Genomic DNA, 18,420 nt, shown 5'->3' with positions numbered 1-18,420 from the left:
GGTCGAAGGTTGATGGGTGTTCGTTCAACCATCCACTATCAACCATCGACTTAGAACAGGTTCGGGACGTGGCGGGCGCGTTCCTCGCGCGGCTGGACTTCCAGGGTGGGTTGCAGGGCCTGCGTTTCGCCCTCGTGGTAGACGTGGGTGGGGATGTCGGCGTTGCTGCCGCGCGTCAGGGCGATGCGGCCGGTGCGCATGGTCTCCAGGATGCCGAAGGGGCGCATCTGTTCGATGAACGCGGTGATCTTGCCCTCGTCGCCGGTGACTTCGAAGGTGAGGGCGTGGCGGCCGACGTCCACGATGCGGCTGCGGAAGTCCTCGGCGATCTGGCGGACCTCGACGCGGCTCTCGGGGGTGATGGCGACCTTCACGAGCACCAGTTCGCGGTCCACGTACTTCTCGAGGCTGTGGTCGATGATCTTGATGACGTCGTGGAGTTTCTCCAGCTGGCGGATGGCCTGTTCGACGACGCCGCGGTCGCCGCTGACGACGATGGTCATGCGGGACACGCCGGGGTGTTCGGTGCTGCCGACACTGAGGCTCTTGATGTTGTAGCCGCGGCGGCCGAACAGGGCGGTGATGCGGGTCAGGACGCGGGGTTCGTCGCGCACCAGGATGGACAGCAGGTGGTCTCGGACTTCGGTCATGCTTCGCTGGCCTCCTCGGCGGCGTCCTGCATCTGCGCGGACAGGTCGGGGCTCCTGACAGGTTCGGTCTCGATCATCTCGTACAGCGCGGCCCCGGCGGGGACCATGGGGAACACGCCGTGTTCGTGCGGGACGACGACTTCCAGCAGGGCACTCTTGGGGTCGCTCAGCCACGCGTCGATCGCGGCGGGGAGTTCCTCGGCGGTGGTGGCGCGGTAGCCGGGCACGTCGTAGGCGTCGGCCAGTTTGATGAAGTCGGGGTTGCTGTCACCCAGCCAGACCTCGCTATAACGCTTCTCGTGGAAGAGTTCCTGCCACTGGCGGACCATGCCCAGGAACGAGTTGTTGATGATGCAGATCTTGACGTTGCGGACGTCGTACATCTTCAGCGTGGCGAGTTCCTGCGCGGTCATCTGGAACCCACCGTCCCCGGCGATGACGACCGAGCGCACGCCGGGTTCGGCCATACCGGCGCCGATCGCGGCGGGCAGGCCGAAGCCCATGGTGCCCAGCCCGCCGGAGTTGATCCAGCGGCGGGGTTTCTCGAACCGGGCGAGCTGCGCGGCGAGCATCTGGTGCTGCCCCACGTCGGAACTCAGGATGTCGTCGGGCCGCAGGCGGTCCACGACGGCCTTCACGGCGTACCCGGCGCCGTAGGTTTCGGGCGTGACGGTGCGGCTCTTCCACTCCTCGATCTGCGCTTTCCACTCGGGACGCGGGGTGGGCTGGGCGCCCTCGACGAGGAGCTGCGCGGCCTGCCGGGCGTCGCCGCGCACGGGGACGTGGGTGCGGATGATCTTGCCGATCTCGGCGGCGTCGAGTTCCACGTGGATGATCGCGGCGTTCGGCGCGAAGCCGTTCACGCGGCCCGTCACGCGGTCGTCGAAGCGCAGGCCGATGCCCAGCAGGACGTCTGCCTCGCTGATCGCGCGGTTCGCGGCGACGCTGCCGTGCATGCCGGGCATGCCCAGCCACAGCGGATCGCTGCTGGGGAACGCGCCCAGGCCCATCAGGGTCGTGATGACCGGGATGTCCCACGCGCGGGCCAGGGAGGTGATCTCGGCACTGGCGTCCAGGCTGCCGCCGCCCGCCATGATCACGGGCTTCTTCGCGCCGCGCAGCAGTTCCAGGGCACGCTCGATGCTCTCGGGGCTGGGGGCGGGCGCCTCGGGGCGGGCGTGCGGGGCGGGAATCTCGCCGTGGAAGGCGGCCAGCTGGATATCCTTGGGGATGTCCACCAGCACGGGGCCGGGGCGGCCCGACCGGGCGATCCGGATGGCCTCCGCGACGATGCGGGGCAGGTCCTCGACGTCGCGCACCACGTAGTTGTGTTTCGTGATGGGCAGCGTGATGCCGGTGATGTCGGCCTCCTGGAAGGCGTCGGTGCCCATCAGGTGCGACGCGACGTTCCCGGTGATCGCCAGCAGCGGCACGCTGTCGAGCATCGCGTCCGCCAGTCCGGTCACGAGGTTGGTGGCGCCGGGGCCGCTGGTGGCCATGCACACGCCGATCTCGCCGGTCGCCTTGGCCCAGCCTTCGGCGGCGTGCGCGGCGCCCTGCTCGTGGCGGGTCAGGACGTGGCGGACCTCGGGGTAGAAGGTCAGCGCGTCGTACACGGGCATGATCGCCCCACCGGGGTACCCGAACACGGTGCTGATGCCGTGGTTCGCGAGGGTCGCCCACAGGGCCTTCGCGCCGGTCATGTCGCCCCGGTGCGGGGGGTGCTGCTTGCCGTTGTCTGCCATGGTCTCCTCCGTGCCTGCGCTGGTATGAAAAACCCCCACCCGGGTGTGGGTGGGGGTGTGCGGGTAGGTCGTACGCCTAGCCTCGGACTCCCCCGATGCCAAGAAGTACCACCACGATCGCCGCGTTCATGTGTTCACCATAGGCTCCCGTCTGAACCGGGTGCAAGGCGCGTCTAGACCGCCGGGCGTTCCGGGCCGGGGAACAAACGGACGTTCGTACGTGAGGTTGAAAGTCAACAGTTGATGGTTGATGGAATCGAACTCCATCAACCATCAACCGTTCACCATCAACTCCTGGGTCCGGTCTCGTACACCGCCTGCCAGGCCTTGTAGACGGTGCTGACCTTGTCGGTGCGCACGCCTCTGGCGTCCTTGATGGTGCGGGTGATGTAGAGGCTGTACCCGTCGGCAGCCCAGTCGACCTGCCGGACCACGCCGGGGCGCAGGGCGGTGTTCACCACGTATTTGGGGGCGGGGTGCGGCACGCGCGCGGTGATCACGGCGGGGCTGACGGTCACGGTCCGCTGCGGCTTGACGCCCCAGACCTCGACGGTCAGGGTGCTTTTGGCGTTGTCGTTGGTGGCCTTGATCAGGATGGGGGCGGTCGTGTCGTTCTTCAGTTTCAGGTCCAGGCCCGGGTCGTACACGGCGGCCTCGAAGCCCACCTGCGGTTCGTAGTACCCGACGCGGTAGGAGTGCTGGTTGCGTTCCACGACCGGCAGGCCCGCCTGGTACAGCGCGCGGAACACGGTGGTGCTGACCTGGCACACGCCGCCGCCCAGGCCGTCCACGGTTCGGCCCCCGCTGATGATCAGGCCGCCCACGAACCCGTTCGCGGCGTCGATGCCTCCCAGGCTGTTCAGGAAGCTGAAGACCTCGCCGGACGGGACGACCGCGCCGTTGATCTTCGAGGCGGCGTTCGCGACGTTCGTGCGGCGTGCGGCGCTGCTGCCGTAGTACGTGCTCTTCCCGACGGCGATCAGCTGCAGCTTGTCAGCGGCTGGGAGTCTGTCGATGGTCAGGGTGGGCTGGTCGGCCTTGCTGGGGAACACCACGGTCTTCACAGTGGGGTCCAGCACCGCCTTGCGGAACAGGGCGTACGCGGCGGCGCGGTCCGTGACCAGTCCAGCCTTCTCCTTCGCCTTGACCAGCTTGCCGCCCTGCAGGACGTAGCGGGCGTTCAGGGCGGGCTGGTCGATGGCGTCGGTCAGGCGGCCGAACGCGGCCTTGAGGGTCTTCTCGTCGGGTTCGATGCCGCTGTCGCGCACCCAGTACAGGTCCGCGACCTGCAGCGCGGTCAGGCCGCCCTTGCGGGCCGTGCCGCTGAGGGTCACGGTGAAGGGGCGCGCGATGGCGTTGCCCTGGTCCACGTAGGTCTTGAGGGTCGCAGCCGTGAGTTTCGCGGGGGTGGCCTTCAATGCGACTTTCAGGCTGGTCAGGCTGGGGGTGGCGACGTAGGTGTTCACGGCGCCGGTCACGTCGGCGCTCAGGCCGGGCGCGTCGGCCTTCACGGCGTAGCGCTTGCCGACCTTGTCGAAGTACACGCTGGCGTTCCTCGGGGCCGTGTTCAGCCCGGTGGTCAGGGTGGTCAGCGTGGCGCGGGCCTTCGCGGCGTCCACGGCGGCGGTCAGGGGGATGTCCTGCGCTGGCGCCTGACCGATGAGGCCCTGGAGTTTCTCCAGCATGCCGCGGTCCTGCGTGATCTTCAGCGCGGCGTCCACGCTGGTCTGCGCGTCGGCGTGCCAGCCGAGCTTCTCGGCGCCGAGTGTCCAGGTGTTCTTTCCGGCGGTGACGGTGACCTGCGGGGGCGTCGCGGCGCGGCTGCCCACGGCGGCCAGGGCCTGCTCGCGGGTCATGCCGCCGACGTCCGTCCCGGCGATGCGCAGGCCGGGGGCTAGGGTGGTGGTGTTCTGCGTGGCGGCAACCGCCAGCGCTCCCCCCACGAGGAGCGCGACGGTTCCGGCGGTGATTCCTGCGGCCCAGACCTTCATCGGAAGGCAGTGTAAGGAAGTTCACGCCCCTGTGATTGAGGATTGGGCACGTTCACTGGACAGGTAAGGGTTCATGAAGCCCCCGTCAGGAGCGACTCCCCCGCGCATCCATCCATGCCGGACGCCGTGGCTCCCTCCGTATTCCATCAGCAGCGGCTGGACATGGCGCCGCAGGCACGCAGCCGTCCCTCTCTTCCCCGACCGCTCACGACACGCCGCGGTTTTCACTCCACGAAAAGGCGCGTTCCCAGGCGAGTCCGGGAGGGGGCCTCCACCCCCTTCCTCTCGCCTGGGAACGCGTCCTGTCTCGCTGCGGCGGTTACGCCTTGGCGGCCTGCCCCCCGGCCCTGCGGCGCTCGCGCCACTCCTCGAAGTACACCACCAGCGGCGCCACGATGTAGATGCTGGAGTACGTCCCGATCAGGATGCCCACCAGCAGCACCAGACTGAAGTCCCGCAGCACCGGCCCGCCGAAGATCAGCAGGCTCAGCAGCGGCAGCATCGTGCTGATCGACGTCATGATCGTGCGCGACAGCGTCTGGTTGATCGCGAGGTTCACGATCTCGCGGTACGACTTGCCGCGCAGCTCCTTGATGTTCTCGCGGATGCGGTCCGACACGATGATCGAGTCGTTCAGCGAGTACCCGATCAATGTCAGCAGGGCCGCCACGGTCGCCACCGTGAACTCCAGGTTCAGCAGCGCGAACAGGCCCATGGCGATCATCACGTCGTGAATGGCGGCCAGGATCGAGCCGACGCCCATGATGAAGTCGAAGCGGAAGCCGACGTACACCAGGATCAGGCCCAGGCCCAGCAGCACGGCGTAGATGGTCTTCTGCGTCAGCTCCTTCCCGACGGCCGGGCCGACCGTCTCGGTGGCCTGCACGCTGCCCTGCGGCAGCTTCTGCACGGCGGCCTGCACGGTGCGGATCTCCTCGGTGCTCAGTTCCGGCACCTTGATGGTGTACGACGCGCCCTCCTGACCGGTCACGACGTTGCGCAGGATCACGGTGCTCTGCCCGTTCACCTTCGCCACGCCGGCACCGGTCACGGCCGTGCGGACCTGCTCGGTGGTCGTCCCGGCGTCCGTCTTCGCGGTGATCGTCGTGCCGGACGAGAAGTCCACGCCGTAGTTCAGGCCCCTGGTGAGCACCGTCACGCCGCCCGCGACGGCCAGCAGCACGCTGAGGGTCGTGATGATCCGCGCCGGGCGGATGAAGTCGATGTGCGTCTCCTTGATCCACTGCGGCGCGCTCATGTTGGTCCTGCGCTGCGCGAGCCACTGGATGAACCACTTCGCGAACACCAGGTTCGAGAAGGTCGAGGCGATCACGCCGATGATCAGCGTCACCGCGAAGCCCTTCACGGCCCCGGTCGAGTAGGTGTACAGCGCCATCGCGGACAGCAGGTGCGAGGCGTTCACGTCCAGGATGGCCGCCGTCGAGTGGTCATACCCGGCGCGGATGGAGTTCTTGATGCCCTTGCCCTTGAACAGTTCCTCCTTGATGCGCTCGAAGGAGATCACGTTCCCGTCCACCGCCGCGCCGATCGTCAGGACCAGACCCGCGATGCCCGGCAGGGTCAGCGTCGCGCCGAAGCCCGCCAGCATCCCCAGGATCACCACGCTGGAGAACAGCAGGCCCAGCGCGCCCACCAGACCGAACCAGAAGCCGTAGTACCCGAACAGCATCACGAACACCAGCCCGATCCCGACCAGCGACGCGACCGCGCCACTGCGGATCGCGTCCGCGCCCAGGCTCGGCCCGATGGCCTGCTCGGCCTCGGTCTTGATCTTGATGGGCAGCGCGCCCGACTTGAGCACCAGCGCCAGTTGGTTCGCTTCCTGCGCGTCGAAGTTCCCGGTGATCTGCACGTCGCGGTTCAGACGGCTCTGGATGGTCGCCACGCTCTGGATCTGGTCGTCCAGCACGACGGCCATCAGCTTCCCGACGTTCCTCCCGGTGAACTCCCCGAACTTCGCGGAGCCCGAGTCGGTGTTCTGGAAGGTCACGATCCAGCGGCCGGACTGCGGATCGGTCGCCGCCTGCGCGTTCTGGATGACCTCACCCGTCGCCTCGACCGGCCCCAGCTGCGCCAGGGTGTACCCGCCCGTCTGCGGCTTCTGCTGCGCCAGCGTCTGATCCGGCTGGGCGTTCGCCTGCACGATCCGGAATTCCAGACGCGCCGTCTGCTTGATGATCGCCCGCGCGCGGTCCTGCACGGCGGGCGTCGCGCCCGGAATCTCCACGACCACGCGGCGGCCCCCGGCGACCGTCACGGTCGGCTCAGCCACGCCCAGCGCGTTGATGCGGTTCTCGATCACGGTCTTGACGCGGTCCAGTTCGTCCTTCGTGGCGGTCCCCGACTCGGGCGCCAGCTCGATCCGCAGGCCGCCCTTGAGGTCCAGACCCAGCGTCATGAACTGGAACTTGTCGTTCCACAGGCTCCAGACGTTGTCCTTGTGCTCCCAGGGCCGCCAGATGTACGCCACGGACGCCAGCAGCGTCAGCAGCAGGATCAGCCCCGTCCAGAGGTTCGGTTTGCTCGCGGTCGGCGCGCTGCGCGGGGCAGGGCGGCCGGATTTCTTGCCTTTGTTTCCGTACGTCATTCACAACTCCAGTGCATTGCAGAGAATCAGGGGGGGCGGTCCGCGGTGACGCTCAGCCCCCGTCGGACTGCCGCCGTCCCAGCACGCTCAGCGCCGGTCTGACACGCGGCTCGGCCCACACGGGCAGCGCCAGCGTGAACCGGGCCTGCGCGGGCGGCAGGGCCACCGGGCGGGGCGCGTCCCCGGCCAGCAGCGGCACGGGCGAACCGGGCGGCGGCGCGGGCCGCAGCTCCGGCAGGGCCGGGGCGACATTCCCCGCCGCCCAGCGGCCCGGTTCCGGCACGTTCCAGGGCTGACCCAGCGCCACCGCCAGCAGCGGCAGCAGGGGGAACAGGCCCGGCAGGCTCAGCAGCGCACGCTGCCACGCCAGTCGGAAGGAACGCGGGAATCTCAAGGCGACCCAGCATAGCAGAAGGCCCCCACGCCAATTAGCCGCCCCTTAACACCGGTTCGGCACACTGCCTGCGTGGCCGATGTCCGGACGTCGCCACCCGAACCCGAAGCCCCCCATTCCCAGGCCCTCAGTTCAAGGCCCCCAGTCAACAGGAGTGTGCCCCCCATGAAAAACCGACTTCCCCTGATCGCCTTCGCCGCGCTGCCCCTGACCGTCGGCGCCGTGCTCGCCCAGCAGAGCGGCACGGGCACCGCCAGCACCGGCGCCGCGACCACCGCACAGGCCCCGCAGCGCGTGCAGCCCGCCCAGCCCGGCCAGCGCACCGGGCAGAACCAGACCCAGCAGAACCAGTCGCAGCAGGGCCAGAACGGGCAGCGTCAGCCCGGCGAGCGCCCCCAGCGCAGCGGCACCAACTACGCCGACACGTTCATCACCAACCTCGCCAGGCAGCTGAACACCACGCCCGAGAAACTCAAGGCCGCCGCCGTCAAGGCCGGAAACGCCACCATCGACGCCGCCGTGAAGGCCGGGGACATCCCCGCCGACCGCGCCGCCGACATGAAACAGCACCTCGCGGAGAACCCCTTCGCCTTCGGCGGCCGCGGCCCCGGCGGCCCCGGACGCGGCGGCCACCACGACGGCCCCATGGGACCCGGCGGCCCGCGCGGCCAGGACAACCAGGGACCGCAGGGCGACAGCACCGACCAGGGCAGCGCCACCGGCACCACCAGCGGCACCTGATACGGACTCCGATTGAATGGGCTGTAAAGCCCGTTCAATCCGAGCGGATGCGAGCAGGAGAGAAACGGGTTCCGGACGTGGAGCCGGCGATCCGGTGAAGTTCCGGATTGTTGGCGAAACAAACGGAATCCGTATGCTCCACCCCCGCCCCCCAGGCCCCCCGTCCCCGTGGCGGGGGGTTGGTCATGTTGGTCCGTGCTGACCGAGTCGGGTCGTCACAATCAGCGGCGTGCCCGCCAACTTCAACGTGACGCCTGACACGCCCGCGCCCATCCCCTCACCTGGCCTGGGCCTCCGCTGGCTGGCATGCTGGTTGCTGCTGACCCTGCTCGGCTGGTACGGCGTGACCCTGATGCCCCTGGCCCGAACCCTGGCCGGAGAGACCGGCCCGCCCCTGACCGGAGAGCCACCCAGCGCCTTCATCCTGTTCGGCCTGAACGCCGGACTGGCCCTGCTCGGCGCCCTCACCTGGGGCCGTGCGGAGGGCGACCGGGGCTGGACGGCCCGCGCCGCCCCGTGGATCATGCGTGCAGCCCGGCTGTCCCTCGCGTACGTCCTGTTCATCTACGGCTGGCAGAAGGTGTTCCTGCTCCAGATGCCCAGGCCGGAGAACACGGACCTCCTGACCCGTTTCGGGGAGATGAACCACATGGGCCTGCTGTGGCGCACGGTCGGCGCCTCGCCAGTCTTCCAGTTCGTGGGGGGCGCACTGGAAGTGCTGTCCGCGTTTCTGCTGCTGCACCGCCGCACGGCGCTGGCCGGGGCGCTGCTGGCAGTGCCGGTCATGAGCTTCGTGCTGCTGCTGAACCTGAGCTTCAACGTGTTCGTGAAACTCGGGGCCGCGAACCTGCTGCTGCTGGCCGTGGCGATCCTGTGGCCGCACCTGCCGAACCTGTGGCGCGCCGTGCGGAACGAACCCACCCGGCCCCTGCCCGCCCCTCCGGGACTGCCCGGCTCCCGCCCACTGCGGGCACTCGCGCGGGTCGCCGTGTTGGGGTACGTGCTCGCCGCGCCACTCCAGAACAACCTGACCTTCGTGCAGAGGTGGTCCCCCCGTCCCGTTCCCCACGACCTCGCGGGCGTGTACCGCGTGACCGCCGACTCCCGCCCCGCCCCCGACATCGCGAACGACTGCCGCTGGCGCACCCTGGCCCTGAATGCCCACCGCACCAGCCTCGCGCCGCTGTACCGCACCGAGTGGATGAACTGCCCCCACGATCCCGCCACAGGTGCGGGACGCTACGAGGTCAACGGGCAGACCCTCACCCTGACCCCAGCAGGCGGCTCCCCGCAACGTCTGCGCTGGGCGCGGCAGGGCGCGCAACTCACCCTGACCGGCCAGGACAGCGGTACTCCCTTCACCGTCACCCTGGAACCCGCGCCCGCCCGCGACACCCGCCTGCTGAACGACCACTGGCGACTGTTCGTCACGCCCGCCGCGAACGAGTGAACGCCACGAAAAAGCCGGAACCCCACGCGGAGGTTCCGGCTTTCATTTGGCGGTTTAGTTCTGCTCGACTTCGACCATTTCGCTGGCTTCGATGATGTCGCCTTCCATCACGTCGTTCCAGTCCACGTTGATCCCGCACTCGTAGCCGGTCTGTACTTCGCGGACGTCGTCCTTGAAGCGCTTGAGGCCCACGATGGTGCCCTCGTACACGACCTGTTTGCCGCGCGTGACTTTCGCCTTGGCGTTGCGCTTGAGGCTGCCGTCGGTGACGTACGATCCGGCGATGTTGCCGCTCTTGGGGTGGCGGATGACCATGCGGACCTCGGCGCGGCCCAGGTACTTCTCTTCGAACACGGGTTCGAGGTTGCCCTTGATCAGGCGGTCGACCTCGTCGATGAGTTCGTAGATGATCCGGTAGGACTTGATGTCCACGCCCTTGGTGTCCGCGACCTTCTTCACGCCGCCGGACGCGGTGACGCTGAAGCACAGGATGGTCGCCTCGGCGGTGGAGGCCAGCAGCACGTCACCTTCGGTGGGCGCGCCGATCCCGGCGAGCATCACGTTGATCTTGACGTCGTCCTTTTCCTTGCGGGCGAGGATGCCCTGGATGGCTTCCACGCTGCCCTGCGTGTCGGCGCGCAGGATCAGGTTCACGGTGCGGATGGTGCCCAGCGGCCCGAGGAGGTCTTCCAGGCTGCGCTGGCCCTTGCGGCGGTCGCGGGCGTCTTCCTCGTCGCGGCGGACGTCGGCGCGGCTGGCCACGACTTCACGGGCGGCGTGCTCGTTCTTGGCGCTGATGACCTTCTCGCCGCTGCTGGGGACCTCGCTGAAGCCGAGGATCTGCACGGGGGTGCTGGGGCCCGCTTCCTTGATGCGCGCCCCGGCGCTGTCGGTCATGGCCTTGATCTTGCCGTAGTTCTCGCCGACGACCAGGAAGTCGCTGACGTGCAGGGTGCCTTCCTGGACCATGATGGTCGCCAGGACGCCCGCCTGCTTGTCCACCTTGCCCTCGATGACCACGCCGCTGAACTCTCCCTTCGGGTCGGCGCGCAGGTCCTCGATCTCGGCGGTCAGGCTGATGTACTCCAGCAGGTCCTCGACGCCCTCGCCGGTCTTGGCGGACACGGGCACGACGACCAGGTCACCGCCGTACTCTTCAGGCACGAGGTTCAGCTGCGTCAGGTCGGTCTTGACGCGTTCCGGGTCGGCCTGGGGCAGGTCGACCTTGTTGATCGCGACGATCATGGGCACCTTGGCGGCCTGCGCGTGCGCGATGGCCTCGCGGGTCTGCGGCATCAGGCTGTCGTCGGCGGCGATCACGATGATGGCGATGTCGGCGACGTTGGCGCCGCGCGCGCGGATGGTGGTGAAGGCCTCGTGGCCGGGCGTGTCGATGAACACGATCTTGCCCTTGCTGGTCTTCGCCTCGAACGCGCCGACGTGCTGGGTGATGCCCCCGGCTTCCTTGGCGGCGACTTTCGTCTTGCGGATGTAGTCCAGCAGGCTGGTCTTGCCGTGGTCGACGTGACCCATGATGGTCACGACGGGCGCGCGGTGCGGGATTTCCTTCTCGGTGCTCACGGGTTCCTCGGTCTGGGCGGGGGCGGCGGGCTGCCCGGCGGTCGGTGCAGGCTGCGCCGGGGCCGTCTGCGCGGGCGCAGCGGTCTCAGGCGCCTCGGTCTGGGCGGGTGCGCTGCCGCCGTCGGCTTCAGCGGCCAGGATGTCCTTGATCAGTTCGACGGTGTCTTCCTCGATGGTGCTGCTGACGCTCTTGTAGGACACGCCGAGCCCGTCGAGGATTTCCAGCATCTTCGCGTTTTCGACGCCAAGGTCCTTGGCGAGGGTGTAAATACGAACTTTCGACATGCTCACCTCCGGTGAGACCCGCGCGTCACGCGCGGGGTAAATCAGTGGAACTCAGGAGCACCTGCGACACGCGTGGGGCCTGCGCTCCGAACGCGCGGCGCAGCCGCTTCTCCGCCCAGCACGCGGGGGTGTCGGCGCACACGTACGCGCCGCGCCCCGCGCGCGGTCCCTCCTGCACCTGCCAGTACCCGTCCGCGCCGCGGGTCAGGCGAACGAATTCGCCCTGCGCGCGGCGGCGGCGGCAGGCCACGCACGTCCGTTCCGGGACGTGAGGAGCGGGCCTGGGTGTGGCGGGAGAGGGGGCGGCGGTCAAGGCTTACTCCTGCTCGTCGTCCGGGCTGGCGGTCGCGACGGACTTGCTGTCCTTGAACAGCGCGTCGAACGCCGACTGGGCGCTGCCCGGGTCGCGGCCTTCCTGCTCGTCCTGCATGGCCTGCTGCATCGCGGCGTCCAGGTCGCTGATCGCGGCGGTTTCGCGCAGGTCGATCTTGAACCCGGTGAGTTTCGCGGCCAGGCGGACGTTCTGCCCGCCCTTGCCGATCGCCAGGGACAGCTGATCCGGGGTGACGGTCACGGTCGCCTCGCGGCGGTCGGCCAGCACCTCGATCAGGCCCACCTTGGCCGGCGAGAGGGCGTTGCGGATGAAGTCACGGGTGTTGGCGTCCCAGAGGATCACGTCCACGCGCTCGCGGCCCAGTTCGCCGGTGACGGCCTGGATGCGGTTGCCGCGGTGCCCGATGCACGCGCCGATCGGGTCGACGTTGCTGTTGTGGGAGAACACGGCGACCTTGCTGCGCTGCCCGGCTTCACGGGCGATGGCCTTGATCTCCACGATGCCGTTGGCGACCTCGGGAATCTCCTGCTTGAGGAGGTAGTCGAGCAACCTCTCGTCGGCGCGGCTGGCGAGGATCGTGGGGCCCTTGGGCGTCTTGCGGACTTCCTTCAGGTAGATCTTCACGCGGTTGCCGGGCGTGAGCTTCTCGCCGGGGATCTGCTCGCGGGGCGGCAGGATCGCCTCGCCCGCGCCCAGTTCCACGAACCAGTTGCCCTTGTTGTCGCTGCGGACGACCTGCGCGGTGAGGACCTGACCCTCGCGGTCCTTGTACTCGTTGAAGACGACGTTACGTTCGGTTTCGCGCATCTTCTGCGTCAGGGTCTGCTTGGCGGCCTGCAGGGCGATGCGGCTGAACTTCTCGCGGTCGACGGGGAACTCCATCTCCATGCCGACTTCCACGCCGGGATCGAGTTCCAGCGCGTCGGCCAGGGAGATCTGCAGGTGCTCGTCCTCGACCTTCTCGACGACTTCACGCACGATCAGCACTTCCAGCTCGCCGCTCTGCGGGTCGAGGTGCACCTCGATGCGCTTCTCGGGTTCCACGTTGCGGGTGTACGCCTGGGCGAGGGACTGCTCGAACGCCTCGATCAGCTGCATCTCGTTGATGTTGCGGGCCTGCGCCACTTCACGCAGCGCGTCGGCAAAGTTGAATTCCGGCTGGCTCATCTCACTCTTCCTTGCGGGTGCGCGTCCGGCACCCCTGAATGATTCCTGCTCTTAACGGTGGCGGTCCGGGAACTCGGCGAGGTTCGCCTGGAACGTCCCGGCCGTCAGCGTGACGGGCTCGTCGCCCACCGTGAAGGTCACCTGATCGCCGTTCACGCCCGTCAGGGGCGCCGTGAACGCGTGGCCCTCGCCGCGCACGCGGACCTTCAGGCCCAGCATCCGCTCGAAGTGACGGGCGCGCAGCAGCGGCCGCTTGGCGCCGGGCGACTCGAATTCCAGGCGGTACTCCCCGGCGATCGGGTCCACCCGGTCGAATTCGGCTTCCGCCGCGCGGCTGGCGCGGGCCAGGTCGTCCACCGTGACCGGCTGCTCGTCAAGACGGTCGATGCGGACCAGCACGATCGGCTGGCCTCCCATGTTCTGCATCTGCACTTCCAGCACCTCGAAACCCAGGGGTTCGAGCGCGCCGCTTGCCAGTTGCATCAGTTTGTTGTCGTTGTTATTCATATTGTACCGGCTGACCAGCAGCCTGAAACCACCCCCTCCACGAAAAAAGGTGAGCGAACCGCCCACCCCCATCCGAGGAATTACCCCCCCAGTATACCCCAGACGAGCCAAAACGCAGGCCAGACGTCACAAACGCCGCGCCGGTCGCGGCGCAGCCGCCCTGCCACGCGGCCGTCCACGGTGAATTCGCCGGGTCGGGCCGCCCTGCGCTAGAATGCCGCGCGGACCGTCAGGCCTTGATCTGACGGCACGACGTCCCACCTGATCACCGACCGGCCCGCGCGCCGTCCCCAGAGAGGTTCCACTCATGATTCTGACCCTGTTCATCGTGCTGTTCGCCCTCGTGTGCGTGGGCCTGATCTTCTTCGTGCTGCTGCAGGTGCCCAAGCAGGCGGGCCTGTCGGCCAGCATGGCCTCCGGCGGCTCGCTGCTCGGCGGGCGTGGCGTCGAGGGCGGCCTGATCCGCATCACCAGCGTCCTGGGCGGCTTCTTCATGCTGCTCGCGCTGCTGATCAACCTCGTCTCGCGCTGACCATCTGGCGCTGAGGGTCCCACCAGAGGACCGGCAGGGGGCGGAGGTGATCGGCGGGACCGTTCACCTCCGCCTTCTTTTAGTCATGGGCAGATGGAAGGGGGCCGCGCGGCATGATGCGCGGCCCCCTCGTCCTGTGCCTTGACGGGCTGGTCAGCTCCAGTCGGCGGGACGCCCGGCCAGGCCGAAGTGCCACGCGATGGCCTGCGCGATCCGCTGCGACGCGTGCCCGTCGCCGTAGGGGTTGCGGGCGGCCCGCATGGCGGCCAGGGTGGCCGCGCTGCCCAGCAGGTCCTTCAGCGTGGCTTCCAGCTGCGCCGGGTCGTTCCCGGCGAGTCGCAGCACCCCGGCTTCGACCCCCTCGGGACGCTCGGTCACGTTTCGCAGGACCGCGACCGGCACGCCCAGCGCCGCGCCCTCTTCCTGCAGGCCGCCGCTGTCGGTGGCGAGCAGGCGCGACGCGGCCATCAGGGGCGCCATGTCGCTGTAGTCCAGCGGTTCGGTCAGTTCGAAGTTCGCCACGTCCTCCAGCGCGGGGCGCACGGCCTCCTGCACGGCGGGCGAGAGGTGCACCGGGTAGATGAAGTGGTGGTCCGGGTGGGCCTGCGCCACGCGGGCGAGCGCCTGGGCCATCTCGCGCATCATGGGCTGGTTCTCGCGGCGGTGCATGGTGACCGTCACGAGCGGCTGCCCGGCGTCCACGCGGGCCTGCCACGCGGCGCGCAGCGGGACGCGCCCGGCCACCTCGCGCACGGCGTCCACGGCGGTCTGGCCGGTCACGACGATGCCGTCCGGGGCCTTGCCCTCGCGCAGCAGGTTCGCCTTGCTGCCGGCGGTGGGCGCGAAGTCCAGGGTGCTCAGGACGCCGGTCAGGCGGCGGTTCGCCTCCTCCGGGAAGGGTTCGCTGAGGCTGCCGCTGCGCAGGCCGGCCTCGACGTGCCCGACCGGGATGCCCTCGTAGAAGGCGCTCAGGGCCACGCAGAAACTGGTGCTGGTGTCCCCGTGCACGAGGACCATGTCCGCGCCCATCTCGCGCAGGGTCCGCCCGGCCTGCGGCACGATCCGCGCCGTCAGGTCCGCCAGGGTCTGCCGGTCGGTCATGACGTTCAGGTCGCGGTCCGGGGTCAGGCCGAACACGTTCAGTGCCCCGTCGAGCATCTGCCGTTGCTGCCCGGTCGACAGGATCAGCGGGGTCAGGCCAGCCTGGGCTTCCACGGCGCGGTACACGGGGGCCATCTTGGTGGCCTCGGGACGCGTCCCGAAGGCGAGGACAATCTTCTTCATTCTTCGTCTCCCTGCCCGGTCTGGGCGAGTTCGAGGTTCCGGGCGCGCACGCGGCGGTACGCCACGAAGACCAGGCACAGCATGGCCGTCAGGATCGTGCCCAGGATCGCCTGGAAGCGCAGGCCCTGCAGGCTCATGCCGACCGCGCCGCACGCCAGCGCGACCAGCCACAGGATCACGGCGGTCCGGCGGGCACTGCTCGTGCGGGCCAGCACCCGGTGGTGAATGTGGGTCTTGTCCGGGTGACGCAGCGGGTTGCGGATGCCGCGCGCCAGCCGCCCGATGACGACCTGCGTGGTGTCCAGCAGCGGCAGCGCCAGCACGATCAGCGGCACGAGCAGGCTGGCGCCCGCGCTGAACTTCAGGGTGCCCAGCAGGCTCACGGCGGCCAGGGTGTACCCGAACAGCGTGCTGCCCGCGTCACCCATGATGATGCGGCTGGGGTTGAAGTTGTGCCGCAGGTACCCCAGCGCCGCGCCGGACAGCCCCGCCAGCAGCACGACCGCCGCCGCGCGGTCCGGGAACTGCGCGGCCGTGGCGAGCAGCACGAAGCTCGCCACGAACGCCACCCCACCCACGACGCCGTCCACGCCGTCGAGCAGGTTCACGGCGTTCGTGAGCGCCACCACCCACAGGATCGTCAGGACGGTACTCAGCGGCTGATTGATCACGTCCGGCAGGACCGGCAGGAACGGAATGGCGTTGAAGTCGATCCGCAGGTCGTTCACGAGCAGCAGGATCGCCGCGAGCGTCTGCACCATCAACCGCGTGACGGGCGACAGACCGTACTGATCGTCGATGAACCCCACCAGCACCAGCATGGACGCGCCCAGCAGGATCGCCAGGACCTGAATGTTGACGATGTCCACCGCGATGGGCCGTAGCGCCCACGCCAGGATGATGCTCACGATGAACCCGGCGTAGATCGCCAGCCCCCCGGCGTTCGGGAGGGGTTCCTTGTTCAGGCGGCGCTCGTTGGGCTGATCGGCCCACCCGACCTGAATCGCGAAGGCCCGCAGGCGCGGAATGAAGAACCAGGTGAACACCCCGGCGCTGACGAAGGTGATCAGGACGCTGAGAAATCCCCGGCCCGTCAGGTCGGAGATGCCCAGCTGGGCGGCAAGTGCGCGGAGTGACTCCATAAACGGCCCAAGTGTAACGGCTCCCACGCCCGGAAGGTTCAGGCCGCCTGAACGCCCTCTCATACGCGGCTGAAAGTGCACGGCGGGTCAGGCCTCCAGCCAGAGGGACACGCGGACCGGCGTGCGGTCATCCCCGACGGGGCTCAGGTCACGTCCGCGTGGACTGCCCGGTGGGCCCCCCTCTGCATGTGGACCCGCCGGGCAGACACTCCGCGTGAGTACCGGCCACTGAACGCCGTGTTCAGGGCGTCACGGTGAAGACGGTCGCGCTGCCCAGGCCACTCAGCGGACCAGCGCCGACGAGCAGCGTGCGACTGTCCGCACTCCAGGCCAGGAAAGTGGGCGCGGCGTCCAGCGGGGCGCCGCGGGTCAGTTCACGCCCGGTCGCCGGGTCGTGCAGGGCCACCACCCACCCGGACGGCGTGGGCGTCGCGGCGGCCAGCAGCGCGCTGTCCGGACTGAAGCGCGTGGCGCCGCCGCCCAGGGTCGCCAGCGGTTGCCGCTGCCCCGGCGCGTACAGGTCGGTGCGGCCGTCGGTCCGCTGGTACGCGAAGACGCCCTTGCCGCTGATCTGCACGTCGCGGTACGCCACACCCGGCGTGACTGGCAGCGCGAAGGTCTTGCGGTTGGCGAGCAGCATGACCCGCGCCTCGCCCCGCGTGGGGAACAGGTAGGCGCGCGTGGCGTCCGGCGAGACGGTCACGCGGGACAGCCCCGCGACCGGCGCGTTGAAGATGACCTTCCCGGTCTTCTGCGCGGTGACGCTCAGGCCCTGCGCGTTCCAGGTGGCGACGTGGTTGCCCCAGTGGTTCACGCTGAGGGCCGCCGCGCCGCGCTGCGCGGCCAGCGCCGCCTGGGACGCCCCGCGCAGTTCCGTCAGGCCGCCGCGGGTCAGGGTGAACGTGAAGCGGCCCACGCCCTGCACGTCCAGAGCCGGGGCCGCCCGCCCGGCTGCCCGCAGGGTGCCGTCCCCAGCCAGCGTGACCGCCGAGCCGTCCGCGAGGACCGCCCCGGCCCGCACGGTGCCGGGCAGGCGCAGCGCGGTGCGGGCGGTGGGCTGGTCGGGCGTGCCGACGTTCAGGGCGGAACCGCTGACGCTCAGGACCTGCTCGCGCGGCGAGAGGCTGCCCGGCGCGGCGCTCAGGCCGCCCAGGTCCGCGCGGCGCTCGCGGTGCCCGGTCTGCACGTCCCGCACCTGCGTCTCGCCGGTGCGCAGCAGCAGCACGGTGTTGTTCCGTAGCGGCAGCCCGGTGAACGGCCCGGCCGATTCCGGATCGCCGGTCCGCAGCACGGTCGTGGCGGGCAGGCCTTCCCTCAGCGCGACGAGGGTTCGCCCCAGCGGAATCGTGACGCTGCGGCCATCCGCGCTGAACACCGCCCGGCCCGGCTGGCAGGTGTCGTCGCAGGCCGTGCCGCTCAGGACCCGCAGGGTGCGCGTGTCGATCAGCTGCGCGCGGGTGCCGCGCACGACCACGGCGCGCGCGCCGTCGGTGGCGACCGTCAGGGACGCGACCGGCGCAGCGTCCAGCACCTGTCGCCGCAGGTCGTCCGGGTTCACGCGCTCCAGACCCGCGCCGGACCCGACGAGCAGGGCGCCGTCCGCGTCGAATCCGGCGCCCGTCGCGCCCGGCAGGGGCAGACCAGCGCTCACCACGCGATTCTGAATGTTCACCACGGCCACGCGGTCAGCCAGCAGCGCGGCGGCGCGGGTGCCGTCCGGGCTGACCTGCACGGCCCGGCACGACCCGCCCAGCCAGACGCCCCCCAGGTCCCCGGCGCTCCCCAGGTGCAGCAGCCGCTCGCCCAGGCACAGGTTGATGCCCTCTGCGTTGTCCCAGCGTGCGTCCGCGAGGGGAGCCGCGCCGGGCAGCAGCGGCGTGTCGCGGACGGTCAGGGTGACGGCCCCGGCGGAACCGAGCAGGGCACTCAGGGCGGCCACGCGGGCAAGACGGACAGGCAGTCGGTGGGACACGCGGCGGAGTGTAGCGCGCCGGATCTGACATGCCTCT

The 18,420-nt window shown here is 69.5% G+C and carries 15 protein-coding genes; 3 read left to right on the top strand and 12 right to left on the bottom strand.

What is annotated here, in order from left to right:
* Positions 1–50 precede the first annotated feature (50 nt).
* The 5 genes from ilvN to EXW95_RS18585 all read right to left on the bottom strand — a co-directional run bounded on the left by ilvN (position 51) and on the right by EXW95_RS18585 (position 7,388).
* Entirely contained in the window at positions 51–650 is a 600-nt protein-coding gene (ilvN, locus tag EXW95_RS18605; protein WP_174368728.1) for an acetolactate synthase small subunit, read from the bottom strand.
* On the bottom strand, positions 647–2,395 hold the full coding sequence (gene ilvB, locus EXW95_RS18600; protein ID WP_371810161.1) for a biosynthetic-type acetolactate synthase large subunit: 1,749 nt from the start codon (positions 2,393–2,395) through the stop codon (positions 647–649). Before ilvB ends, ilvN begins: the two co-directional genes overlap by 4 nt.
* 287 nt (positions 2,396–2,682) lie before the next feature.
* Positions 2,683–4,386 carry a VanW family protein gene (locus tag EXW95_RS18595; protein WP_174368727.1) on the bottom strand — a complete coding sequence of 568 codons (1,704 nt, stop codon included), beginning with the start codon at positions 4,384–4,386 and terminating at the stop codon, positions 2,683–2,685.
* A gap of 319 nt (positions 4,387–4,705) precedes the next feature.
* Entirely contained in the window at positions 4,706–6,994 is a 2,289-nt protein-coding gene (secD, locus tag EXW95_RS18590) for a protein translocase subunit SecD (protein WP_174368726.1), read from the bottom strand.
* Between the two features lie 52 nt (positions 6,995–7,046).
* Positions 7,047–7,388 carry a hypothetical protein gene (locus EXW95_RS18585; RefSeq protein WP_058976622.1) on the bottom strand — a complete coding sequence of 114 codons (342 nt, stop codon included), beginning with the start codon at positions 7,386–7,388 and terminating at the stop codon, positions 7,047–7,049.
* Between the two features lie 165 nt (positions 7,389–7,553).
* Here EXW95_RS18585 and EXW95_RS18580 point away from each other — a divergent pair, with 165 nt between their 5' ends.
* Both EXW95_RS18580 and EXW95_RS18575 read left to right on the top strand, forming a co-directional pair.
* On the top strand, positions 7,554–8,129 hold the full coding sequence (locus EXW95_RS18580) for a hypothetical protein (RefSeq protein WP_174368725.1): 576 nt from the start codon (positions 7,554–7,556) through the stop codon (positions 8,127–8,129).
* Positions 8,130–8,358: 229 nt separating this feature from the next.
* The gene (locus EXW95_RS18575; RefSeq protein WP_174368724.1) at positions 8,359–9,579 is read left to right on the top strand and encodes a hypothetical protein; all 1,221 of its coding nucleotides are present in this window, start codon (positions 8,359–8,361) and stop codon (positions 9,577–9,579) included.
* A 54-nt stretch (positions 9,580–9,633) separates the two neighbouring features.
* Here the strand turns inward: EXW95_RS18575 and infB are convergent, their stop codons facing one another.
* The 4 genes from infB to rimP are packed head-to-tail and all read right to left on the bottom strand — an operon-like array spanning position 9,634 to position 13,453.
* Positions 9,634–11,445, bottom strand: coding sequence for a translation initiation factor IF-2 (gene infB, locus EXW95_RS18570; RefSeq protein ID WP_174368723.1), 1,812 nt, complete (start codon positions 11,443–11,445; stop codon positions 9,634–9,636).
* 25 nt (positions 11,446–11,470) lie between these two features.
* Entirely contained in the window at positions 11,471–11,758 is a 288-nt protein-coding gene (locus EXW95_RS18565) for a YlxR family protein (RefSeq protein WP_174368722.1), read from the bottom strand.
* Between the two features lie 3 nt (positions 11,759–11,761).
* Complete coding sequence (nusA, locus tag EXW95_RS18560) at positions 11,762–12,946, bottom strand: transcription termination factor NusA (protein WP_174368721.1); 1,185 nt, start codon at positions 12,944–12,946, stop codon at positions 11,762–11,764.
* 51 nt (positions 12,947–12,997) lie between these two features.
* Positions 12,998–13,453 (bottom strand): ribosome maturation factor RimP, encoded by a 456-nt coding sequence (gene rimP, locus EXW95_RS18555; RefSeq protein WP_174368720.1) that lies wholly within the window; start codon positions 13,451–13,453, stop codon positions 12,998–13,000.
* Between the two features lie 307 nt (positions 13,454–13,760).
* Here rimP and secG point away from each other — a divergent pair, with 307 nt between their 5' ends.
* The gene (secG, locus tag EXW95_RS18550) at positions 13,761–13,985 is read left to right on the top strand and encodes a preprotein translocase subunit SecG (RefSeq protein WP_174368719.1); all 225 of its coding nucleotides are present in this window, start codon (positions 13,761–13,763) and stop codon (positions 13,983–13,985) included.
* A gap of 153 nt (positions 13,986–14,138) precedes the next feature.
* On the opposite strand, the gene wecB is transcribed toward secG, so the two are convergent.
* The 3 genes from wecB to EXW95_RS18535 form a co-directional block, all read right to left on the bottom strand.
* The gene (gene wecB / locus EXW95_RS18545; RefSeq protein ID WP_174368718.1) at positions 14,139–15,269 is read right to left on the bottom strand and encodes a non-hydrolyzing UDP-N-acetylglucosamine 2-epimerase; all 1,131 of its coding nucleotides are present in this window, start codon (positions 15,267–15,269) and stop codon (positions 14,139–14,141) included.
* Positions 15,266–16,411 (bottom strand): MraY family glycosyltransferase, encoded by a 1,146-nt coding sequence (locus EXW95_RS18540; RefSeq protein WP_174368717.1) that lies wholly within the window; start codon positions 16,409–16,411, stop codon positions 15,266–15,268. The genes wecB and EXW95_RS18540 overlap by 4 nt, the downstream gene beginning before the upstream one ends.
* Positions 16,412–16,652: 241 nt before the next feature.
* The gene (locus EXW95_RS18535) at positions 16,653–18,383 is read right to left on the bottom strand and encodes a hypothetical protein (protein ID WP_174368716.1); all 1,731 of its coding nucleotides are present in this window, start codon (positions 18,381–18,383) and stop codon (positions 16,653–16,655) included.
* Positions 18,384–18,420: the final 37 nt, after the last annotated feature.

This window comes from Deinococcus sp. JMULE3 (genome assembly GCF_013337115.1).
In the GTDB taxonomy this organism is placed as follows: Bacteria; Deinococcota; Deinococci; order Deinococcales; family Deinococcaceae; genus Deinococcus.
This window is presented reverse-complemented; position numbering and strand designations above follow the sequence as displayed.

Bases quoted from the DNA above. Each gene is read 5' to 3' on its own strand.
- ilvN (WP_174368728.1), bottom strand. From the start codon at position 650: ATGACCGAAGTCCGAGACCACCTGCTGTCCATCCTGGTGCGCGACGAA.
- EXW95_RS18595 (WP_174368727.1), bottom strand. From the start codon at position 4,386: ATGAAGGTCTGGGCCGCAGGAATCACCGCCGGAACCGTCGCGCTCCTC.
- EXW95_RS18540 (WP_174368717.1), bottom strand. From the start codon at position 16,411: ATGGAGTCACTCCGCGCACTTGCCGCCCAGCTGGGCATCTCCGACCTG.
- ilvB (WP_371810161.1), bottom strand. From the start codon at position 2,395: ATGGCAGACAACGGCAAGCAGCACCCCCCGCACCGGGGCGACATGACC.
- wecB (WP_174368718.1), bottom strand. From the start codon at position 15,269: ATGAAGAAGATTGTCCTCGCCTTCGGGACGCGTCCCGAGGCCACCAAG.
- rimP (WP_174368720.1), bottom strand. From the start codon at position 13,453: ATGAATAACAACGACAACAAACTGATGCAACTGGCAAGCGGCGCGCTC.
- EXW95_RS18580 (WP_174368725.1), top strand. From the start codon at position 7,554: ATGAAAAACCGACTTCCCCTGATCGCCTTCGCCGCGCTGCCCCTGACC.
- infB (WP_174368723.1), bottom strand. From the start codon at position 11,445: ATGTCGAAAGTTCGTATTTACACCCTCGCCAAGGACCTTGGCGTCGAA.
- secD (WP_174368726.1), bottom strand. From the start codon at position 6,994: ATGACGTACGGAAACAAAGGCAAGAAATCCGGCCGCCCTGCCCCGCGC.
- secG (WP_174368719.1), top strand. From the start codon at position 13,761: ATGATTCTGACCCTGTTCATCGTGCTGTTCGCCCTCGTGTGCGTGGGC.
- nusA (WP_174368721.1), bottom strand. From the start codon at position 12,946: ATGAGCCAGCCGGAATTCAACTTTGCCGACGCGCTGCGTGAAGTGGCG.